20 protein-coding genes are annotated in these 19,306 nt (G+C 71.9%); 14 read left to right on the top strand and 6 right to left on the bottom strand.

The window, feature by feature from the left end:
* Window positions 1-52: 52 nt before the first annotated feature.
* The 3 genes from ACP7TJ_RS05510 to ACP7TJ_RS05500 form a co-directional block, all read right to left on the bottom strand.
* Window positions 53-757, bottom strand: a complete 705-nt coding sequence (locus ACP7TJ_RS05510; protein WP_093765851.1) for a L,D-transpeptidase family protein — start codon at window positions 755-757, stop codon at window positions 53-55.
* A gap of 3 nt (window positions 758-760) precedes the next feature.
* Window positions 761-1,348, bottom strand: a complete 588-nt coding sequence (locus ACP7TJ_RS05505; RefSeq protein WP_093765872.1) for a pyridoxamine 5'-phosphate oxidase family protein — start codon at window positions 1,346-1,348, stop codon at window positions 761-763.
* Window positions 1,349-1,470: 122 nt separating this feature from the next.
* Window positions 1,471-2,346, bottom strand: a complete 876-nt coding sequence (locus ACP7TJ_RS05500; protein ID WP_427762318.1) for a hypothetical protein — start codon at window positions 2,344-2,346, stop codon at window positions 1,471-1,473.
* Between the two features lie 215 nt (window positions 2,347-2,561).
* On the opposite strand from ACP7TJ_RS05500, the gene ACP7TJ_RS05495 reads away from it, so the two are divergent.
* From ACP7TJ_RS05495 to ACP7TJ_RS05475, 5 genes are all read left to right on the top strand, one after another.
* Window positions 2,562-3,755 carry an argininosuccinate synthase gene (locus tag ACP7TJ_RS05495; protein ID WP_189910349.1) on the top strand — a complete coding sequence of 398 codons (1,194 nt, stop codon included), beginning with the start codon at window positions 2,562-2,564 and terminating at the stop codon, window positions 3,753-3,755.
* 103 nt (window positions 3,756-3,858) lie between these two features.
* On the top strand, window positions 3,859-5,289 hold the full coding sequence (gene argH / locus ACP7TJ_RS05490) for an argininosuccinate lyase (protein WP_427762317.1): 1,431 nt from the start codon (window positions 3,859-3,861) through the stop codon (window positions 5,287-5,289).
* A 242-nt stretch (window positions 5,290-5,531) separates the two neighbouring features.
* Window positions 5,532-6,509: an aldo/keto reductase gene (locus ACP7TJ_RS05485; protein ID WP_266395771.1), complete on the top strand. Its 978-nt coding sequence runs from the start codon at window positions 5,532-5,534 to the stop codon at window positions 6,507-6,509.
* Window positions 6,510-6,591: 82 nt separating this feature from the next.
* Window positions 6,592-7,161 carry a TetR/AcrR family transcriptional regulator gene (locus tag ACP7TJ_RS05480; RefSeq protein ID WP_220451507.1) on the top strand — a complete coding sequence of 190 codons (570 nt, stop codon included), beginning with the start codon at window positions 6,592-6,594 and terminating at the stop codon, window positions 7,159-7,161.
* Window positions 7,158-8,681 (top strand): MFS transporter, encoded by a 1,524-nt coding sequence (locus ACP7TJ_RS05475; RefSeq protein ID WP_367560379.1) that lies wholly within the window; start codon window positions 7,158-7,160, stop codon window positions 8,679-8,681. The genes ACP7TJ_RS05480 and ACP7TJ_RS05475 overlap by 4 nt, the downstream gene beginning before the upstream one ends.
* Window positions 8,682-8,843: 162 nt before the next feature.
* On the opposite strand, the gene ACP7TJ_RS05470 is transcribed toward ACP7TJ_RS05475, so the two are convergent.
* The gene (locus ACP7TJ_RS05470) at window positions 8,844-9,518 is read right to left on the bottom strand and encodes a lysophospholipid acyltransferase family protein (RefSeq protein WP_048458238.1); all 675 of its coding nucleotides are present in this window, start codon (window positions 9,516-9,518) and stop codon (window positions 8,844-8,846) included.
* A 413-nt stretch (window positions 9,519-9,931) separates the two neighbouring features.
* On the opposite strand from ACP7TJ_RS05470, the gene ACP7TJ_RS05465 reads away from it, so the two are divergent.
* The 3 genes from ACP7TJ_RS05465 to ACP7TJ_RS05455 all read left to right on the top strand — a co-directional run bounded on the left by ACP7TJ_RS05465 (window position 9,932) and on the right by ACP7TJ_RS05455 (window position 12,289).
* Window positions 9,932-11,110 (top strand): glycerophosphodiester phosphodiesterase, encoded by a 1,179-nt coding sequence (locus tag ACP7TJ_RS05465; protein ID WP_427762316.1) that lies wholly within the window; start codon window positions 9,932-9,934, stop codon window positions 11,108-11,110.
* 141 nt (window positions 11,111-11,251) lie between these two features.
* Entirely contained in the window at window positions 11,252-11,734 is a 483-nt protein-coding gene (locus ACP7TJ_RS05460) for a sigma-70 family RNA polymerase sigma factor (RefSeq protein ID WP_220451508.1), read from the top strand.
* A gap of 57 nt (window positions 11,735-11,791) precedes the next feature.
* Entirely contained in the window at window positions 11,792-12,289 is a 498-nt protein-coding gene (locus ACP7TJ_RS05455; protein ID WP_093765859.1) for a GNAT family N-acetyltransferase, read from the top strand.
* Between the two features lie 43 nt (window positions 12,290-12,332).
* On the opposite strand, the gene ACP7TJ_RS05450 is transcribed toward ACP7TJ_RS05455, so the two are convergent.
* Both ACP7TJ_RS05450 and ACP7TJ_RS05445 read right to left on the bottom strand, forming a co-directional pair.
* Window positions 12,333-12,761 (bottom strand): hypothetical protein, encoded by a 429-nt coding sequence (locus tag ACP7TJ_RS05450; protein ID WP_093765860.1) that lies wholly within the window; start codon window positions 12,759-12,761, stop codon window positions 12,333-12,335.
* A gap of 1 nt (window position 12,762) precedes the next feature.
* Window positions 12,763-13,122: a hypothetical protein gene (locus ACP7TJ_RS05445; RefSeq protein WP_093765861.1), complete on the bottom strand. Its 360-nt coding sequence runs from the start codon at window positions 13,120-13,122 to the stop codon at window positions 12,763-12,765.
* A gap of 94 nt (window positions 13,123-13,216) precedes the next feature.
* On the opposite strand from ACP7TJ_RS05445, the gene ACP7TJ_RS05440 reads away from it, so the two are divergent.
* The 6 genes from ACP7TJ_RS05440 to cbiE all read left to right on the top strand — a co-directional run bounded on the left by ACP7TJ_RS05440 (window position 13,217) and on the right by cbiE (window position 19,048).
* Window positions 13,217-13,867 carry an HAD family hydrolase gene (locus ACP7TJ_RS05440; protein ID WP_189910345.1) on the top strand — a complete coding sequence of 217 codons (651 nt, stop codon included), beginning with the start codon at window positions 13,217-13,219 and terminating at the stop codon, window positions 13,865-13,867.
* 391 nt (window positions 13,868-14,258) lie between these two features.
* Entirely contained in the window at window positions 14,259-15,305 is a 1,047-nt protein-coding gene (locus ACP7TJ_RS05435) for a methionine ABC transporter ATP-binding protein (protein WP_246532042.1), read from the top strand.
* On the top strand, window positions 15,302-16,039 hold the full coding sequence (locus ACP7TJ_RS05430; RefSeq protein ID WP_167744034.1) for a methionine ABC transporter permease: 738 nt from the start codon (window positions 15,302-15,304) through the stop codon (window positions 16,037-16,039). The genes ACP7TJ_RS05435 and ACP7TJ_RS05430 overlap by 4 nt, the downstream gene beginning before the upstream one ends.
* A gap of 73 nt (window positions 16,040-16,112) precedes the next feature.
* On the top strand, window positions 16,113-16,940 hold the full coding sequence (locus ACP7TJ_RS05425) for a MetQ/NlpA family ABC transporter substrate-binding protein (RefSeq protein ID WP_093765864.1): 828 nt from the start codon (window positions 16,113-16,115) through the stop codon (window positions 16,938-16,940).
* A 130-nt stretch (window positions 16,941-17,070) separates the two neighbouring features.
* The gene (locus tag ACP7TJ_RS05420) at window positions 17,071-17,709 is read left to right on the top strand and encodes a GNAT family N-acetyltransferase (RefSeq protein WP_427762315.1); all 639 of its coding nucleotides are present in this window, start codon (window positions 17,071-17,073) and stop codon (window positions 17,707-17,709) included.
* A 127-nt stretch (window positions 17,710-17,836) separates the two neighbouring features.
* Window positions 17,837-19,048, top strand: coding sequence for a precorrin-6y C5,15-methyltransferase (decarboxylating) subunit CbiE (gene cbiE, locus ACP7TJ_RS05415; RefSeq protein WP_167744033.1), 1,212 nt, complete (start codon window positions 17,837-17,839; stop codon window positions 19,046-19,048).
* Window positions 19,049-19,306 lie beyond the last annotated feature (258 nt).

The raw sequence follows: 19,306 nt of genomic DNA, 5'->3' as shown, positions 1-19,306 counted from the left end.
ACGTGCCGCCAGGCCGGAGTGTTCAGCGGAAACCGTGAATGCGCCGCCTGGTTCAGTAACGGGTGATCGCGGTGCGCCCGCCGGTGGTCCCGATCGCGAGGTGGGGGGCCCGCGCGGGGTCGGCCCAGCGCAGGATCTTCCGCATCGCGCTCTTCGGCACGGACACGCAACCCGCAGTGGCGCCCCGGCCGTTGACGTGCAGGAAGATGCCGGCGCCCCGGCCGCGCACCGGACGGCGGTAGTTGAAGTCCACGACCAGGGCGTGGGCGTACTGCGTGCGGTAGGTGATCAGGTGCTCGGCCCGGCTCGCCCGGCAGTCGGCCGCCCGGGGCTCCGTCCAGCGGTTGTAGACACGCGAGTCGTTGTCCTGGCACCACCAGGAGTTCTGCCGCACGGGCCGGTAGCTGTACCGGGTGCCGGAGGGGGCCGCCTCGATGCCGAAGGCGTACGGCAGGCCGTACAGCCCGGTGGGGGTGGTGTTCGTGCCCTGCTTCCGGGTCGTGCCCTCGGCGAGTCCGTTCGCGCCGAAGCGGGCCTTCGCGGACCCGGCCGCCACCCAGCGTCCGCCTTTGCGGTCCCACCAGGTGAGCGTGCCGGTGGTGGACCCGGTCCGCGCCGCTACGGCTGTGACGATCTGGGTGCCGCCCCCGGTGTCCGCCATCCGCTCCGGCAACGGCGACGCGGGCCGCCGCGCGGTGCCGAGCGAGAGCAGGGACAGAGACACGAGGACGGCGACGGAGACGTGACGTGGGCGCATGGCTCACATGCTGGACGGGGGCAGCGGCAACGGCAGCCCGGGAAGTCCGTCCAGGCTGGTCGCGACGTGCTCCTTCTTGGTGAAGTACGCGTCGAGGGAGGCGTCGTCCTCCCTGGCGAACCGCCTCTCGTGCAGGTCCCGCTCGCCCTCGTACGCCATGTAGGGCACGGCGTAGCCGCAGGTGTCCCGGATCAGCTCGGCGCGCACGACCACGACCGCGCGCAGTCCGTGGGTCCACGGGTCGATGCCGGGGAAGTGGCCGAGCAGCTCCTTGAACCGCGGGTCGTCGCGGAACACGGGTTCCCCGCGGCCGTGCACGCGCACGATGTTCGGCGGTCCCTGGAAGGCGCACCACATCAGGGTGATCCGGCCGTTCTCCCGGAGGTGGGCGACGGTCTCGGCGTTGGACCCCGCGAAGTCGAGGTAGGCGACGGTGAGGTCGTCCAGGACCGCGAAGGAACCCTTGAGCCCTTTGGGGGAGAGGTTGACCGTGCCGTCGGCGGACAGCGGAGCGGTGGCGGTGAAGAAGACCGGCTGCTCCTCGATGAAGGTGCGGAGACGCCCGTCGATGCGCTCATACGTTTTTCCCATGTCCACCGATTATCCGGGCAGATCTTTCGCCTGTCTAAGCATTTGGCGGTGCTGCCCGGCGGGAAGCGGACCGTGGCCGCCCCGGCCGGCGCTTGAACGGGGCGGCCACAGCGCCTGTCACGTCACTTGGTGAGCGTGCAGGCGGCGAGGGAGTCCAGGCCGGCGGGGCGGTCGGCGGTGCGGCCGATGGCGGTGGCGATGCGGTTGACGGTGGCGATCCGCTTGTCCTCGAGGGGGCCGAGGATGGCGTTCTGGACGAAGTTGGGCCCGCCCTGGCCGACGGTGTCGACCAGGCGTTTGTTCGCCTCGGCGATCTGCTGGTCGAGCAGGGCCAGGTTGCGGGTGACCTCGGCCTGCGCCGAGGCGGGGACGGCGGGGAGCTGCGAGGCGACGTCCGGGCAGGAGATCGTGCCGGCGCCTGTGGCGTCCCCGCCCTGGCCGGCGCCCGCGTCACCGCCGCCCGCGCCCGTGTCGCCGCCCGCGTCCTCGGCGGGCGGCGCGGCGGTCCCGGCGCCGCCGGTCTCCTCCTGTCCCGGAGCGGCCGGGTCGCCCTGCGCGTCGAGCGAGCAGGCGGCGAGGGAGTCCAGGCCGGCGGGGCGGTCGGCGGTGCGGCCGATGGCGGTGGCGATGCGGTTGACGGTGGCGATCCGCTTGTCCTCGAGGGGGCCGAGGATGGCGTTCTGGACGAAGTTGGGCCCGCCCTGGCCGACGGTGTCGACCAGGCGTTTGTTCGCCTCGGCGATCTGCTGGTCGAGCAGGGCCAGGTTGCGGGTGACATCGGCCTGCGCCGAGGCGGGGACGGCGGGGAGCTGCGAGGCGACGTCCGGGCAGGAGATCGTGCCGGGTCCGGCCAGGGTCCTGGCGTCCGCGCCGCCGCCGTCGGACGACTCGCCCGCGAGCGCGGTGCCCGCGATCACGGCGCCGGTCAGTGCCACGGCGGCGGCGCCGCCGGCCAGGCCGACACGGCGCTTGTTGTACTTCGGAAGAGCCCTGGACATGCGAATGCCTCACTCGGGGTCGGGGGTGTCTCGGTGGAGGGACGCGGCGCCTGCGTCCGGTGAGCAGTACGCGCAAGCGGTTTCCCGCGTTCAACTGCTGCGCGAAATAACCGCGGTGCGGTCCCGGCAGGCACCCCGCGACCAGGCGAATTGACGAATCATGCGGACTCCTGCATACTCATGCATATCAGCGAATGCACTGTGAGGAGAAACCCGTGACCGAGCGCGTCGTACTCGCCTACTCAGGCGGTCTGGACACCTCCGTCGCCATCGGCTGGATCGCCGAGGAGACGGGCGCCGAGGTCATCGCCGTTGCGGTCGACGTCGGCCAGGGCGGCGAGGACCTGGACGTCATCCGCAAGCGCGCGCTCGCCTGCGGTGCCGTCGAGGCCGAGGTCGCGGACGCCAAGGACGAGTTCGCCGAGGAGTACTGCCTCCCGGCGATCAAGGCCAACGCCCTCTACATGGACCGCTACCCGCTGGTCTCCGCGCTGTCCCGGCCGACGATCGTCAAGCACCTCGTCGCCGCCGCGCAGAAGCACGGCGCCACCACCGTCGCCCACGGCTGCACCGGCAAGGGCAACGACCAGGTCCGCTTCGAGGCCGGCATCGTCGCCCTCGCCCCCGACCTGAAGTGCATCGCCCCGGTCCGCGACTACGCGATGACCCGGGACAAGGCCATCGCCTTCTGCGAGGCCAAGGGCCTGCCGATCGCCACCACCAAGAAGTCCCCGTACTCCATCGACCAGAACGTCTTCGGGCGCGCCGTCGAGACCGGCTTCCTCGAGGACATCTGGAACGCGCCCATCGAGGACGTGTACGAGTACACGCAGAACCCGGCCGTGCCCCGGGAGCCCGACGAGGTCGTCATCACCTTCAAGGAGGGCGTCCCGGTCGCCATCGACGGCAAGCCCGTCACCGTCCTCCAGGCCATCCAGCAGCTCAACGAGCGCGCCGGCGCCCAGGGCATCGGCCGGATCGACATGGTCGAGGACCGCCTCGTCGGCATCAAGTCCCGCGAGGTCTACGAGGCCCCCGGCGCGATCGCCCTGATCACCGCCCACCAGGAGCTGGAGAACGTCACGGTCGAGCGCGAGCTGGCCCGCTACAAGCGGCAGGTCGAGCAGCGCTGGGGCGAGCTGGTCTACGACGGCCAGTGGTTCTCCCCGCTGAAGCGCGCCCTCGACGGCTTCATCGCCGAGGCCAACCAGCACGTCAACGGCGACATCCGGATGACGCTGCACGGCGGCCGCGCCGTCGTCACCGGCCGGCGCTCGGAGTCGTCCCTGTACGACTTCAACCTGGCCACCTACGACACCGGCGACACCTTCGACCAGGCCGCGGCCAAGGGCTTCATCGACATCTACAGCCTGTCGTCGAAGATCGCGGCCAAGCGCGACCTCGCCTGAGCCGCAGCGCCTGACGACCCATCACACGCACTAGCCTGACAGCCGCCTCTCCACGCGCCCGTGGGGAGGCGGCGGCACATCCGGAACCCTCGAGGAGCACGCAGTGAGCAGCAACAGCGGTGACGTCCGGCTCTGGGGCGGCCGTTTCGCCGACGGTCCCGCCGAGGCCCTGGAGAAGCTGTCCGCGTCCGTCCACTTCGACTGGCGGCTCGCCCCCTACGACATCGCCGGCTCCCGCGCCCACGCGCGCGTGCTGCATCAGGCGGGCCTGCTCACCGAGGACGAGCTGACCCGCATGCTCGAAGGACTCGACCAGCTCGAGGCCGACGTCGCCTCCGGCACCTTCACCGGCACCATCGCCGACGAGGACGTCCACACCGCCCTGGAGCGCGGCCTCCTGGAGCGGCTCGGCCCGGACCTCGGCGGCAAGCTGCGCGCCGGACGGTCCCGGAACGACCAGGTCGCCACCCTCTTCCGGATGTACCTACGCGACCATGCCCGCACCATCGGCGGTCTGATCGCCGACCTCCAGGACGCGCTGATCGGGCTCGCCGAGGCCCACCCGGACGTGGCGATGCCCGGCCGCACCCACCTCCAGCACGCCCAGCCGGTGCTCTTCGCCCACCATGTCCTCGCCCATGTGCAGTCCCTCTCCCGGGACGCCGAGCGGCTGCGCCAGTGGGACGAGCGGACCGCCGTCTCCCCGTACGGCTCCGGCGCCCTGGCGGGCTCCTCCCTCGGCCTGGACCCCGAGGCGGTCGCCAAGGACCTCGGCTTCGAGCACGGCAGCGCCGGCAACTCCATCGACGGCACGGCCTCCCGGGACTTCGTCGCCGAGTTCGCCTTCATCACCGCGATGATCGGCGTGAACATCTCCCGGATCGCCGAGGAGGTCATCATCTGGAACACGAAGGAGTTCTCCTTCGTGACCCTGCACGACGCCTTCTCCACCGGCTCGTCGATCATGCCGCAGAAGAAGAACCCGGACATCGCCGAGCTGGCGCGCGGCAAGTCCGGCCGCCTGATCGGCAACCTCACGGGCCTGATGGCCACCCTCAAGGCCCTCCCGCTCGCGTACAACCGCGACCTCCAGGAGGACAAGGAGCCGGTCTTCGACTCCATCGACCAGCTGGAGATTCTGCTGCCCGCGTTCACCGGGATGATGGCCACGCTCACCGTGCACCGCGAGCGCATGGAGGAACTGGCGCCCGCCGGCTTCTCCCTCGCCACCGACATCGCCGAGTGGCTGGTCCGCCAGGGCGTGCCCTTCCGCGTCGCCCACGAGGTGGCCGGCGAGTGCGTGAAGGTCGCCGAGGCGGAGGGCAAGGAACTGAACGACCTCACGGACGAGCAGTTCGCGAAGATCTCGGCCCACCTCACTCCCGAGGTCCGCTCGGTCCTCGACGTCCCCGGCGCCCTGGCCTCCCGCAACGGCAGGGGAGGCACGGCCCCCGGCGCGGTGGCGGTCCAGCTCGCGGAACTGAAGGAGAACGTGTCCCTCCAGCACACGTGGTCGACCGCGAAGAAGCAGTAGGCGAAGCGCCCTGAAGGGGCGCGGGGAACTGCGCGGCGAACTCCCACGCGGCCGCACGCGCAACACCCTTTCAGGGGCGCGGGGAACTGCGCGGCGAACCCCCACGCGGCCGCACGCCCCGCGCCCCGGAGGGACCCCCGCACCCGCCGCGCCTCGGCACGTCCCGGGCTCATAGGCGAGGCGGCAGCCGCAACTCGGGTTACGTTGACACCGCCGAACCGGAGCCGACCGACGGAGCCGACATGCCCTTCTCCCGCCTGGCCACCGCCACCACCCCCACCGCCCACCTGGGCCTGGGCCTCGCCGCGGTGGGCCGCCCCGGCTACATCACCCTCGACCGGGCCGCCGACCTCGGCGAAGGCGACGACCGCACGGTCGAGAACCTCCGCACCCGCACCCACGAACTCCTCGACGCCGCCTACGCCCAAGGCGTCCGCTACATCGACGCGGCCCGCTCCTACGGCCGCAGCGAGGAGTTCCTCGCGGACTGGCTGAAGAGCCGCCCCGACGCCGCCGACGTGGTCGTCGGCAGCAAGTGGGGCTACACCTACACAGCCGATTGGACCACCGACGCGGAGCGTCACGAGGTCAAGGACCACTCCCTCGCCGCGTACGAACGCCAGCGCGCCGAGAGCGGCGCGATCCTCGGCGACCGCCTCGACCTCTACCAGATCCACTCGGTCACCCCGGACAGCCCGGCCCTCACCGACAAGGATCTGCACGCCCGCCTCGCCGAGGCGGCGGCACAGGGTGTGACCGTCGGCTTCTCCACCAGCGGCCCCCGCCAGGCGGACGCCGTCCGCGCGGCCCTCGCCGTCACCGTCGACGGCGAACCCCTCTTCCGCGCGGTCCAGTCCACCTACAACGTCCTGGAGACCTCCGCGGGCGCCGCACTGGCCGAGGCCCACGACGCCGGACTCACGGTGATCGTGAAGGAGGGCATGGCCAACGGCCGCCTGGCCGCACCGCACGCGCCCGAGCCGCTGCGCGCCGTGGCCGAGGAGACGGGCCTGGGCTGCGACGCCGTCGCCCTCGCGGTCGTCCTGCGCCAACCGTGGACGGGCGTCGTCCTGTCCGGCGCGGCGACGGTCCTCCAGCTGACCTCCAACCTGCACGCGGCGGCCGTCGACCTCACCGACGACCAGCTCGCCCGCCTGGCGCCGCTGGCGGAAACCCCCGAGACGTACTGGCAGCACCGAGGCGCCCTGCCCTGGCACTGATCGCCGTGGCCCCCTGCCCCAGCCGTGAGACATGCATACCCCGCATGATACAGGAATGTCTCATGTGCGGTACCGTCGTCTCATGGCTGTCGACCGAGACCACGTGCTGCGCAGCGCCGCGGCCCTGCTGACCCGCAAATCCACCGCGACCATGGACGAGGTCGCCAGGGCCGCAGGGATCAGCCGCGCCACCCTGCACCGGCAGTTCGCCGGCCGGGACGCGCTGGTCCGCGCCCTGGAGGCGCTGGGCATCGCCGAGTGCGAGGCCGCCCTCGCCGCCGCCCGCACCGACGAGGGCCCCGCCACCGACGCCGTACGGCGCCTGGTCGCCGAGATCGAACCGCACGCGGGCCTGCTCGCCTTCCTCTACTCCGAGAACCAGCTCTTCGAGGGCGAGGAGCAGAACGAGGGCTGGGCGAGGATCGACGAGAGCGTCGCCGCGCTCTTCCGGCGCGGCCAGTCGAGCGGCGAGTTCCGCATCGACCTCACCCCGGCCTGGCTCACCGAGGCCCTCTACGGCCTGCTCGCCTCCGCCGCCTGGGCGGTCGCCGAGGGCCGGGTCGCCCCCAAGGACTTCACCCACATGATCGTCGAGCTGCTGCTCGGCGGCGTACGACGCCCGGCGGAACCGGCGGCAAGGAAGGAATCATGACCAGCGCCATACGGCAGGAGACCCCGACCGAGGAGACGGCGCGCCGCCCCGGCCGCTGGCTCGCCCTGTCGGTCCTCGTGCTCGCCGTCCTGCTGGTGGCCGTCGACGCGACCGTCCTCGGCCTCGCCACCCCGTACATCAGCGAGGACCTCGCACCCACCGGCTCCCAGCTGCTGTGGATCGGCGACGTCTACTCCTTCGTGCTCGCCGGACTGCTCGTGTCGATGGGCAGCCTCGGCGACCGCATCGGCCGCAAGCGGATCCTGCTGTACGGCGCCGCCGCGTTCGGCCTGGTCTCCGTGCTCAACGCCTACGCGCACACGCCCGAGGTGATGATCGCGGCGCGCGCCCTGCTCGGCGTCGCCGGGGCCACGCTGATGCCGGCCACCCTCGCGCTGATCCGCAACCTCTTCCACGACCCGCGCGAGCGCAGCCTCGCCATCGGCATCTGGGGCGCGACCGCCTCCGCCGGCACGGCGGTCGGACCGATTCTCGGCGGACTGCTGCTGGAGCACTTCTGGTGGGGCTCGGTCTTCCTGATCAACCTGCCGGTCATGGCGGTCCTGGTGGTCGTCGGCATCAAGCTCCTCCCGGAGTCCCGCACCCCCGAACCGGGCCCGTGGGACCTCACGAGCGTGGCCCTCTCCCTCGCCGGCATGATCGGCGTGGTCTACGCGGTGAAGGAGACCGCGAGCCACGGCCTCGGCGCGTCCGCCCTCGCGGCAGGCCTGCTGGGCGCGACGGCCTTGTACCTGTTCGTCCGCCGCCAGCTGGTCCTGCCGAAGCCGCTCCTGGACATGCGGCTGTTCCGCAGCAGGGGATTCAGCGGAGCGGTGCTCGCCGACCTCCTCACCGTCCTCGGCCTGTCCGGCCTGGTCTTCTTCCTCTCCCAGTACCTGCAACTGGTCCAGGGCCGACGCCCGTTCGAGGCCGGTCTCGCCGAACTGCCCGCCGCGATCGGCGCGGTGGCGGCCGGCCTGCTCGCCGGCCGGACCGCCCGCCGCTTCTCGGTGCGCTCGGTCGTCGCCGGGGGCCTGGCGGCCATCGGCCTGGCCCTGGCCGCCCTCACCGTCATCGGCCAGTCCACCGGCTACCCCCTGCTCGGCACGGCCCTCCTGGTGGTCGGCGCGGGCGCGGGCTTCTCCTTCACGGTGACCGCGGACGTGATCCTCTCCAGCGTCCCCAAGGAACAGGCGGGCGCGGCCTCCGCCGTCTCCGAGACGGCCTACGAACTGGGCGCGGCCCTGGGCATCGCCGTCCTGGGCTCGATCGTCACAGGCGTCTACCGGAACTTCCCCGCCCCCCAGGGCACCCCACCCGCCGCCCACGAATCCCTGGGCAGCGCGGTGGAAGCGGCGACCCACATGCCCCCCGCCACGGCGGAGCCCATGCTCGACGCGGCCCGCGAGGCCTTCGTCAACGGCCTGACCCTGGCAGCGGGCGCAGGGGCGACGGTCCTCCTGGCAGCCTCGGCGGCAGCGTGGTTCATGCTGAAGCACCAACGGCTGGACAACACCTGACAGGACCCGCGGACACCTGCGCACCCGGCCCCCCGACAACCCCTTGAGGGGCGCGGGGAACTGCGCGCCAAGCCCCCACCCGCCCGCAGGGACCCCGAAACGGCGACGGGCGCCGACGGAGCAGAGCTCCACCGGCGCCCGCCGGAAAGGAACGCTGCCCGACTAGGCAGCTTCCTTCGCCTTGCTGGCGTACATGTCCACGTACTCCTGCCCCGACAGCCGCATGACCTCCGTCATCACCGAGTCGGTGACCGCCCGCAGCACGTACCGGTCGCGGTCCATCCCCTCGTAGCGGGAGAACTCCATCGCCTCACCGAACCGGACGGTGACCCGCCCGGGGCGGGGCAGCCCCGCCCCGCCCGGCTGCAGCTTGTCCGTGCCGATCATCGCGAACGGCACCACCGGCGCGCCCGTCATCAGCGTCAGCCGGGCGATGCCGGTGCGGCCGCGGTAGAGGCGGCCGTCGGGGGAGCGGGTGCCCTCCGGGTAGATCCCGAAGACGTTGCCCTCCTCCAGCACCCGGCGCCCGGTCATCAGCGCGGCCACACCGCCCCGGCCGCCGTCGCGGTCCACGGGGATCATGCCGACGCCGGTGAAGAACCACGCCATCAGCCGCCCCTTGAGGCCCTTGCCGGTGACGTACTCGTCCTTGCCGATGAAGAAGACCTGCCGGTCGCACACGAGCGGCAGGATCATCGAGTCGATGAACGTGAGGTGGTTGCCGGCCAGGATCACCGGACCGTCGCCCGGGATGTGCTCCGCGCCCTCCACCCGTGGGCGGAACATCAGGCGCATGATCGGACCGAGCACTGCCTTGATGAGCGCGAAGCGGGACAACGGGCCCTCCGGTGGGAAGCGGACGTCGATGAATGCCGTATGAGTCTGTGCAGGTGAGGACATTACTCGCGGTCCGGGGAGTCGCGCACATCGGGCTCGTGGCAGTTAACCGAGGTCTTACGGACTCTTGACCCTGGTTCACCTGCGCGGCCGCGCCCGCGGGTGGCGCGCAACACGGCCGTCACGCTGTGACGCGGCTCGCCCGGACCCGCGCCCCGCCCGGGTACCCGCGCCCGCCGGTACGAACCGGACGCTCCGTCACACCACCACCGGAATACGACAGACGTACGTCATCCGGAGGAGGGGCGTACGTCATACGACATCACCCGTGTGTTCGGCCCGAGGTCTCCCGTGCGTCAACCGGGCGCACCTACGATCGGCCCGCACCGCACCAGCCGACACAGGAGGCGTTCATGGCGACACCGGAGTCGAACGAACAGGCGAGCGGGTCCGGCCGGCGGGCCGTGCTCGGAGCGGCGGTCCTCGGCGCGGGCGGCACCGTCCTCGGGCTCGCCGGCCCGGCCCGCGCGGCCCGGGGCGCCGGGCAGGGGCACGGACGCGGCCGGGGCCTCGACAGCCTGCCCGTGCCGACGGTCATCGGTCACCGCGGCGCCAGCGGCTACCGGCCCGAGCACACCTTCGGTGCGTACCAGCTCGCCCTCGACATGGGCGCGGACATCGTCGAGGCCGGCGACCTCGTCCCCACCAAGGACGGCCACCTCGTCTGCCGCCACGAGCCGGAGATCGGCGGCACCACCGACGTCGCCGACCACTCCGAGTTCGCCGGCCGCCGCACCACCAAGACGCTGGACGGCGTCCAGGTCACCGGCTGGTTCACCGAGGACTTCACGCTCGCCGAGCTCAAGCGGCTGCGCGCCGTGGAGCGCATCCCCGCCAACCGCCCGCACAACACCCTCTACGACGGCCGCTGGGAGATCCCCACCTTCGAGGAGGTGCTGCGCTGGCAGGACGAGCAGACGCGCAAGCGCGGCAAGCAGGTGTGGATCTACCCCGAGCTCAAGCACCCCACCTACTTCCGCGCGTTCGGCCTCGGCCTGGAGGAGCGGGTGGCGAAACTGCTGCGCAAGCACGGCAAGGACCGCAAAAACTCCCCGGTGATCCTGCAGTCGTTCGAGCCGACCAGCGTCCAGCGCCTCCGCGAGCTCGTGGACAACCCGCTGGTGGTGCTGCTGTCCGACGCCGGCAGCCGCCCCTGGGACTTCGTCGAGTCCGGCGACCCGCGCACCACGGCCGACCTCGTCACGCCCCGGGGCCTGAAGGAGATCGCCTCCTACGCGCAGGGCATCGGCCCCACCCTGAACCTGATCATCCCGCGCGACTCCGCGGGCCGGCTCACCGAGCCCACCACCCTGGTCCGGGACGCCCACCGCGCGGGCCTGATCCTGCACCCCTACACGATGCGCAACGAGAACCCGTTCCTGCCCGCCGAGTTCCGCGAGGGTGCCGACCCCGACGCCTACGGAGACGTCTTCGGCGCCTACCGCGCCTACTTCGCCACCGGCATCGACGGCGTCTTCACCGACCACCCGGACACCGGGCTGCTGGCCCGCGAGGACTTCGTCAACCCCTGACCCGCACCGCCCCGGAAGGGGTGAGGTACGTCCGCCCCGGGCAACCCCGCCCGGGGCGGACGGGTCGTTGCGCGTGTGAGAACCGACCCGCTCCCCGCCCACGACCCGCCGCCCGCGGACGCGCCGCTCCCCGAGCGCGACCTGATCGCCCTGCTCGGCCCGCTGCTCGCCGCCGAGGCCGCCGCCGAGACGAGCGGCGGCGGCACGGAGGCCGGCGACCTGGAACAGGCGGTCTGGCTCCGGCTTCTCGAGCGGCTCCGCCGTGACGGACCGCCCGCCGACCCACCGCTGTGGCTGCGCCGCGCGGTGCGCGCGGAGGCCCGCCGCTTCCGCCGTACCGTCCGCCGCGAGACGGCGCTGACCTGCGAACCCGCCGACGCCGGCCGGCACGACCCGGAACGGCTCGCGCTCGCCGCCGCCCACCGCCGCGCCCTGCGCGACGCGATGCGCCGGCTTCCCGGCCGCTGCCCCGGTCTGCTCGCCGCGCTGCTGTCCCCGCGCGATCCGACATACCGGGAAATCGCAGGGGAGTTGGGTATCTCACAGGGCAGTCTCGGCCCGGAACGCTCCAGATGCCTGGGATGTCTGCGTCGTTTACTCGCGGCGGAGGTTGCGACGGGCTGAGGACGGGGATAGGAGTGGGGGACGACAGGTGATCAGGTGAGCGGGAGGCGTGCGCACATGGGCATGAGCGTGACCATCTCTGCGGCGGCCGAGCAGGACGCGGAGCAGATCTTCAGGTTGCAGTACCTGTGCTTCCAGAGCGAGGCGGCCCTCTACGGCAACTACCGCATCGATCCCCTGGTCCAGACCCTCGACTCGGTCCGCGAGGAGGTCGCCCAGGACTGCGTGTTCGTCGCGCGCCTCGGCGACGAGATCGTCGGGTCGGTGCACGGCAGGATCACCGAGGAGGGCGCCGCCGCGATCGGCAAGCTCTGCGTCCACCCCCGCCTCCAGGGCCACGGCATCGGCGCCCGGCTCCTCAAGGCCGCCGAGTCCGCCCTCGCCGGCGAGCGCGGCGCCCGCACCTTCCGGCTGCACGCCGGTCACCGCAGCGAGAGCAACCTCAGCCTCTACAGCAAGGTCGGCTACCAGCGCGTGGGCACGTCCCGCGGCGCCGACGGCGTACCGATGATCGTGCTGGAGAAGCAGGCGGAGACGTACGCGACGACCGCCTGACCGGAGACGGAAGGGGCGGCCGCCCGAGGGGGCGGGCCGCCCGTCAGGCGGCCGGCTCCTGGACGCGCGCCCGGCGCAGCCAGTACACGGCGGTCAGCGGCAGCAGCACCGGGATGAACAGGTAGCCCATCCCGTAGTCGGACCACACGGTGGCGTCGGGGAAGGCGGTCGGCTCCACCAGCGTCCAGGTGCCGACGGTCAGCACGCCCACCAGCTCGGCGGCGCAGCACACCAGCGCCGCCCTGCGGGCCTTCTCCCCGCCGCGCACCAGCGTGTAGGTGATGAAGCCGTAGACCACGCCGGCCAGCGCGGACAGCGTGTAGGCGAGCGGCGCCCGGTCGAACTCGGTGGCGATCTGGTAGGCCGAGCGCGACACGGCGCCCACCACCATCACCCCGTACAGCCAGACCAGCAGCAGTCCGGGCCCGCTCGCCAGCCGCGTCCGGTTCGGCCTCTCCTGCGTCGCGGTCACCTCAGCCTCCCCAGATGTCGAACAGCCGCACCTCGAGCACGGCCAGCACCACGCCGCTCGCGGCGACGGTCACCGAACCCCAGCGGGTGCGCTCGCCCAGCGACAGGAAGCCCGCCGCCGGGACGCAGGCGAACGAGCCCAGCAGATACGCCACGAAGATCGTCGTGCCCTGGTCCGGCTTCTCGCCCCGGGCCAGCTGCACGATCCCGACCACCAGCTGCACCAGCACCAGCAGCGTGACCACGGCCATGCCGATGAAGTGCCAGTCCTTCGTCGGCTGGTCACGGTAGGCGGCCCAGCCGCACCAGGCGGCGAGCAGCAGCCCGGCGACAGCGGTCACCACGGTCAGGACATCCAGCATGGCAGGGAGCCTATTACGCCGGAAAAGCCGCGCCGACGTCGGCCCCGCGGCCGTCGTTCCCGGTCCGCGTCCGGCGCCCCGTAGGGTCGATGGCATGACCATTCATGCGCGCGCCCTGCTCTTCGACAACGACGGGACCCTCGTGTCCTCCCTGGACTCGGTCAACCGCTGCTGGACGCGGTGGGCCGTCGAGTACGGGCTGACGGCCGAGGACTTCGCGCGGATCGAGCTGCACGGCCGGCCGGCCGCCGAGATAGCCGCCGACCTGCTGCCCGCCCCCGTCGTGCCGCAGGCCGTCGCGCGCATCGAGGAGCTGGAGGTGGAGGACGTCGCCGACGGCGGGGTCGGCCTGCTGCCCGGGACGAAGGACTTCCTCGCCGGGCTGCCGGCCGAGCGCTGGGCCGTGGTCACCTCCGCCACCCGGCGGCTCGCCGAGGCCCGGCTGGGCGCCGTCGGCATCCTGCCCAAGACGCTGGTCGCCGCCGACGACATCACCCGCGGCAAGCCCGACCCCGAGCCGTACCTGCTCGCGGCGCGCATGCTCGGCGTCGCCCCCGCCGACTGCGTGGTCTTCGAGGACGCCCCCGCCGGGCTCCAGGCCGGCCGCGCCGCCGGCATGACGACCGTGGCCTTGACCACAACCCACCGTGCCGAGGAGCTGACCGCCGACCTCGTCGTGAAGGACCTGTCGGCCCTGTCCGCACTGGTCACGGATGCCGACATCGAGATCGCCGTACGGCCCTGACGTGCGGATGCGGGTGTCCACGGCTGTCCACTATGCGGACAGCCGGGTCCGTTCAGAAGTGAACGTCTGCTTTACTGACCACCATGACCACGACGAGCGACCGCATCCCTGCGACCGAGGCGACCATGACGCCCGGTGCTCGTTGTCTGTGTCTGCTGCGAATGCGCGCCTTCTAGAGGGCCCCCGCACCGTCTGAGCCTCGCGCCCCGAAGCGAGAGCCGGCTCACGTCCGCCCGCGTGCCCCGCACGCGCGACCGAGCCACGCCCCGCGCACGTCTCCTCCCGGACTCCCGCATGTCCGCGAGAGCCGTGCCGGCCTGCCGCCTTTCCCTGCATGCCACGTGCCCGGCGCCCACGACGTGCCGCGCACTCGACAGTGACGGAAACCCACGTGATCACCACCTCGGGCCTCACGAAGGTCTATCGGACTCACCGCTCCCGCGGCCGCGAGGTCACCGCCCTGGACGGCGTCGACCTGCACGTCCGCGAAGGCGAGGTCTACGGCGTCATCGGCCAGTCCGGCGCCGGCAAGTCCTCCCTCATCCGCTGCGTCAACCTGCTGGAGCGTCCCACCTCGGGCACCGTGACGGTGGCCGGCCAGGACCTCACCGCGCTCGCCGGCCGCGGCCCCCGCGCCGGGCGGGAGCTCCGCCGGGCGCGCAGCCGCATCGGCATGGTCTTCCAGCACTTCAACCTGCTGTCCTCACGCACCGTGCAGGACAACGTCGAACTCCCGCTGGAAATCCTCGGCACGTCCGGGAAGGAACGTTCCCGCAAGGCGCTGGAACTGCTCGACCTGGTCGGCCTCGCCGACAAGGCCAAGGCCTACCCGGCCCAGCTCTCGGGCGGTCAGAAGCAGCGCGTCGGCATCGCCCGCGCCCTCGCCGGCGACCCCAAGGTGCTGCTCTCCGACGAGGCCACCAGCGCCCTGGACCCGGAGACCACCCGCTCGATCCTCCAGCTGCTGCGCGACCTCAACCGCCAGCTCGGCCTCACCGTCCTGCTCATCACGCACGAGATGGACGTCGTGAAGTCGATCTGCGACTCGGCCGCCCTCATGGAACGGGGCCGCATCGTCGAGTCCGGCACGGTCACCGACCTGCTGGCCACCCCCGGCTCGGAACTCGCCGCCGCGCTGTTCCCCGTCGGCGGCGAGGCGAGCGGCGACGACCGCACCGTCGTCGACGTGACCTTCCACGGCGAGAGCGCCACCCAGCCGGTCATCTCCCAGCTCTCGCGCACCTACAACATCGACATATCGATCCTCGGCGCCGCCATCGACACCGTCGGCGGGCTCCAGGTCGGCCGCATGCGCATCGAACTGCCCGGCCGCTACGAGGACAACGTCGTGCCCATCGGCTTCCTGCGCGAGCAGGGCCTGCAGATCGACGTCGTCGACCACGACGAGCCCACGCTGGTGAAGGAGGGCGCCAAGTGACCTGGTCCGAGATGCAGCCGCTGCTGGAACAGGCCTGTACCGAGACGCTGATCATGGTCGGCTGGTCCACCCTGATCGCCGTCGTCGGCGGCCTTCCGCTCGGCATCCTGCTGGTCCTCACCGACAGGGGCGGACTGCTGCAGAACACCGTGGTGAACAAGGTCATCGGGCAGATCGTGAACATCGGCCGCTCGCTGCCGTTCATCATCCTCATGGTCGCCCTGATGAACTTCACCCGCTGGGTGACCGGCACCACCATCGGCAGCGAGGCGGCGATCGTGCCGCTCGCCATCGGCGGCATCCCCTTCTTCGCGCGGCTCGTCGAGACCGCCGTGCGCGAGGTGGACCACGGGCTCGTGGAGGCCGTGCAGGCGATGGGCGGCAACACCTGGACCATCGTCCGCAAGGTCCTCGTCCCCGAGGCGCTGCCCTCGCTCATCGCCTCCACCACCACCACGGTCATCGCGCTCATCGGCTACTCCGCCATGGCGGGCACCGTCGGCGGCGGCGGACTCGGCGACCTCGCCGTCCGCTACGGCTACCAGCGCTTCGAGACCGGCCTGATGTGGATCACCGTCGCGATCCTCGCCGTGGTCATCTCGCTGATCCAGTTCGCCGGCGACTTCGCCGCCCGCGCCCTGCACCGCCGCGGCGCCCGCTCCGGACCCGGTCCGAAGCTGCGGCTGCTGAAGGGCGAGAAGCCCGCCTCCGCCGAGGTCGGCAAGGCCGCCTGAGCCGGCCCGGCTCACCCCCCTGACTCCCCGTGCACCAAGACGGGGTCGCACCATCCAAGGAAAGGCACTTTTCGTGCGTAACACCGCCAAGATCACCACCGCCGTCCTCGCCGCCGGAGCCCTCACCCTCGGGCTCACCGCCTGCGGCTCGGACAAGGACGCCGCCACCGACACCTCCGGCCCGCTGGTCGTCGCCGCGAGCCCCGTGCCGCACGCCGAGATCCTGAACTTCGTGAAGGACAACCTCGCCGAGAAGGCCGGCCTCGACCTCGAGGTCAAGGAGTTCACCGACTACGTCACCCCGAACACCGCGACGGAGGACGGCTCGGTCGGCGCCAACTACTTCCAGACCCAGCCGTACCTCGACGACTTCAACAAGAAGAACGGCACCCACATCGTGTCGGTCGTCGATGTGCACCTGGAGCCGCTCGGCCTCTACTCGCACAAGGTGAAGAAGGCCGACGAGCTGAAGAGCGGTGCGACGATCGCGATCCCGAACGACACCGTCAACGAGGGCCGGGCGCTGCAGCTGCTCGCCGCGGGCGGCCTGATCACCCTCAAGGACGGCGTCGGCACCTCGGCGACCCCCGCGGACATCACCGAGAACCCCAAGAAGCTCACCTTCAAGGAGCTCGAGGCCGCCCAGACCCCGCGCTCCCTGGACGACGTCGACGCCGCCGTGGTCAACGGCAACTACGCCATCGAGGCCGACCTGAAGCCCGCCCAGGACGCCCTGGTCCTCGAGGAGGCCAAGGACAACCCGAACAGCAACCTCCTCGCCGTCAAGGAGGGCCAGGAGAACGACCCGCGCGTCAAGAAGCTCGCGAAGCTCCTCACCTCGCCCGAGGTGAAGAAGTTCATCGAGGACAAGTACGCCGGCTCGGTGCTCGCCTCCTTCTGATCCGGCCTCGCGCCGCCCATGGGGTCCACTCCGTGCACGGGGTGGACCCCGTGGTGCGTTCCGGTGCTTTCATGCTGCATGCTGGGCAGTTCAGCAGCACCCGACGGTCTCTCAGGTTACGGAGCGGCGCATGACGAGCACCTTCCCCGACATCTCCCTCAGCACGGAGCGGTTGGTGCTGCGTCCCCTCGACGCGGACGACGTCCCCGCCCTCGCCGCGATGATGAGCGACGAGCAGGTAGGCGCCTGGACCGGCGTCCCGCAGCCGTTCACCGAGGACACCGCCCGCACCTGGATCACCGAGTACGCCCCCGCCGAACGCGCCGCGGGACACGGCCTCGACCTCGCCGTCACCGAGTTCCTCACCCAGCGCCTGGTCGGCCTCATCCGGCTCACCCGCACCAACTGGCATGTGCGGTCCACCGAGCTGTCGTACATCGTCGCCCCCTGGGCGCGCGGCGAGGGCTACGCCTCCGAGGCCGCGCTCGCCACCGCCCAGTGGCTGTTCGGCGACCAGAAGCTCCAGCGCGTCGAACTGCGCACCGCCGCCGACAACACCGCCGCCCAGCAGGTCGCCCAGAAGATCGGCTGCATCAGCGAGGGCGTGCTGCGCAACGCCTGCATAGCCCGCGTCCGCGGCGAGGACGGCGGCTGGAGCGAGGTCCGCACCGACTACATCGTGTGGAGCCTGCTGCCCGAGGACATCGAGGGCGCGGACGGACAGCTGGCCGGCAGCGGCGGCTTCCCCGGCTACACCGACTGGAACTGACGTCCGAGAGGCGTACGGCGGCCCGCACCGGCGCGGCGGCCCGTGACCGCACCAGGTAATCTCAGCAGACCGCCTTCGGGCGGAACAGCCGACGACGACCTGCGCAAACCTCAGGAGACTGACGACGATGGCCGACCGGGTCACGGTGATCGGCTGGGACGGCTCGCCGCTGACCGACGCGGCACGCGGCGCGCTCGGCGCCGCCACGCTGGTCGCCGGCGCCGCACACCACCTGGCGCTCCCCGAGGTGCCCGCCGCGGCCGAGCGCATCCGCCTCGGCTCCGTCTCCCTCGCCGCCCGCCGCATCGCCGCGCACCGCGGCACCGCGGTCGTGCTCGCCGACGGCGACCCCGGCTTCTTCGGCGTCGTACGCACCCTGCGCGCGCCGGAGTTCGGCTTGGAGGTCGAGGTCGTGCCCGCCGTCTCCTCGGTCGCCGCCGCCTTCGCCCGGGCCGGCATGCCCTGGGACGACGCGGAGGTGGTCGTCGCCCACCCGCGCACCCTGCGCCGCGCCGTGAACGTGTGCCGGGCCCACACCAAAGTGGCGGTTCTCACCTCGCCCGGCGCCGGACCCGCCGAACTCGGCCTGCTGATGGAGGGCGTCCACCGCTCCTTCGTCATCTGCGAGGAACTCGGCACCGACCGCGAGCAGGTCACCGTCGTCACCTCCGACAAGGCCGCCGACCACACCTGGCGCGACCCCAACGTGGTGATCGTCATCGGCGGCCCGGTGGCCTCCGGCGACTCCGCCGGCTGGATCGCCGGACGCAACCCCTCCGCGGGGCCGCGCGGCTGGACGCTGCCCTCCGGGGAGTACGGCGGCGACCTCGGCGAGGGCGAGCGGGAACCCGTGCGCATCGGCCAACTCGCCCGCCTGGGACCGGGCCTGGGCGACCTCGTCTGGGACATCGGCTGCGGCTCCGGAGCGTTCGCCACCGACGCCGCGCGGGCCGGGGCCGCCGTCATCGCCGTCGACCGCGACCGTCACGCCTGCGCCCGCACCGACGCCGCCGCACGCCGCCACGGCGTCCAGATGCAGATCCTCCACGGCACCGCGCCGCAGATCCTGGAGAACCTTCCCGAACCCGACGTGGTCCGGGTCGGCGGCGGGGGAGCGGCCGTGGTCTCCGCCGTGGCCGACCGCCGTCCGCAGCGCATCGTCACGCACGCCGCCACCCGCGACGACGCCGAACTGATCGGCCGGAACCTGACGGAGCACGGCTACCGCGTCGAGTGCGCCCTCCTCCAGTCCGTCGAACTCGACACGCGGGCCTGGACGGAGAAGGAACGGAGCGTCGCGTTCCTGCTCAGCGGGGTGCTGCCCGCTCGAGGCCGCTGAGCCCCGTAGCCGTCCCCGTGATCGGTTTGTCGTACTGCGCGCGGTAGGCTGGCCGATCGTTGTACCGCACTGGTCACCCGACGCTTCGTCGGCCAATGTCCAAAAAGCGCGCCCGTTTTGGGGTGGGTCGTGGTACGGCAGGAACCGAAGGACGCGCAAAGTGGCGCAGTCCACAGCGGAACCGTCGCCGATCAAGCTGACGCGACGGCGGTGCGCCCGCGACAATGCCAGTGAATGGCTTTGTCGCCTTTTTCGGGC

The organism is Streptomyces sp. DSM 41931, assembly GCF_050271085.1.
GTDB lineage: Bacteria > Actinomycetota > Actinomycetes > Streptomycetales > Streptomycetaceae > Streptomyces > Streptomyces albogriseolus.
Note: the sequence above shows the minus strand (reverse complement) of the source record. Positions and strands in the feature narration are given on the sequence as shown.

Excerpts from the sequence above, each read along its gene's own strand:
- ACP7TJ_RS05510 (WP_093765851.1), bottom strand. The coding sequence starts at position 757 with ATGCGCCCACGTCACGTCTCCGTCGCCGTCCTCGTGTCTCTGTCCCTG.
- ACP7TJ_RS05505 (WP_093765872.1), bottom strand. The coding sequence starts at position 1,348 with ATGGGAAAAACGTATGAGCGCATCGACGGGCGTCTCCGCACCTTCATC.
- ACP7TJ_RS05500 (WP_427762318.1), bottom strand. The coding sequence starts at position 2,346 with ATGTCCAGGGCTCTTCCGAAGTACAACAAGCGCCGTGTCGGCCTGGCC.
- ACP7TJ_RS05485 (WP_266395771.1), top strand. The coding sequence starts at position 5,532 with ATGCCCTTCTCCCGCCTGGCCACCGCCACCACCCCCACCGCCCACCTG.
- ACP7TJ_RS05480 (WP_220451507.1), top strand. The coding sequence starts at position 6,592 with ATGGCTGTCGACCGAGACCACGTGCTGCGCAGCGCCGCGGCCCTGCTG.
- ACP7TJ_RS05475 (WP_367560379.1), top strand. The coding sequence starts at position 7,158 with ATGACCAGCGCCATACGGCAGGAGACCCCGACCGAGGAGACGGCGCGC.
- ACP7TJ_RS05465 (WP_427762316.1), top strand. The coding sequence starts at position 9,932 with ATGGCGACACCGGAGTCGAACGAACAGGCGAGCGGGTCCGGCCGGCGG.
- ACP7TJ_RS05455 (WP_093765859.1), top strand. The coding sequence starts at position 11,792 with ATGGGCATGAGCGTGACCATCTCTGCGGCGGCCGAGCAGGACGCGGAG.
- ACP7TJ_RS05445 (WP_093765861.1), bottom strand. The coding sequence starts at position 13,122 with ATGCTGGATGTCCTGACCGTGGTGACCGCTGTCGCCGGGCTGCTGCTC.
- ACP7TJ_RS05440 (WP_189910345.1), top strand. The coding sequence starts at position 13,217 with ATGACCATTCATGCGCGCGCCCTGCTCTTCGACAACGACGGGACCCTC.
- ACP7TJ_RS05420 (WP_427762315.1), top strand. The coding sequence starts at position 17,071 with ATGACGAGCACCTTCCCCGACATCTCCCTCAGCACGGAGCGGTTGGTG.
- cbiE (WP_167744033.1), top strand. The coding sequence starts at position 17,837 with ATGGCCGACCGGGTCACGGTGATCGGCTGGGACGGCTCGCCGCTGACC.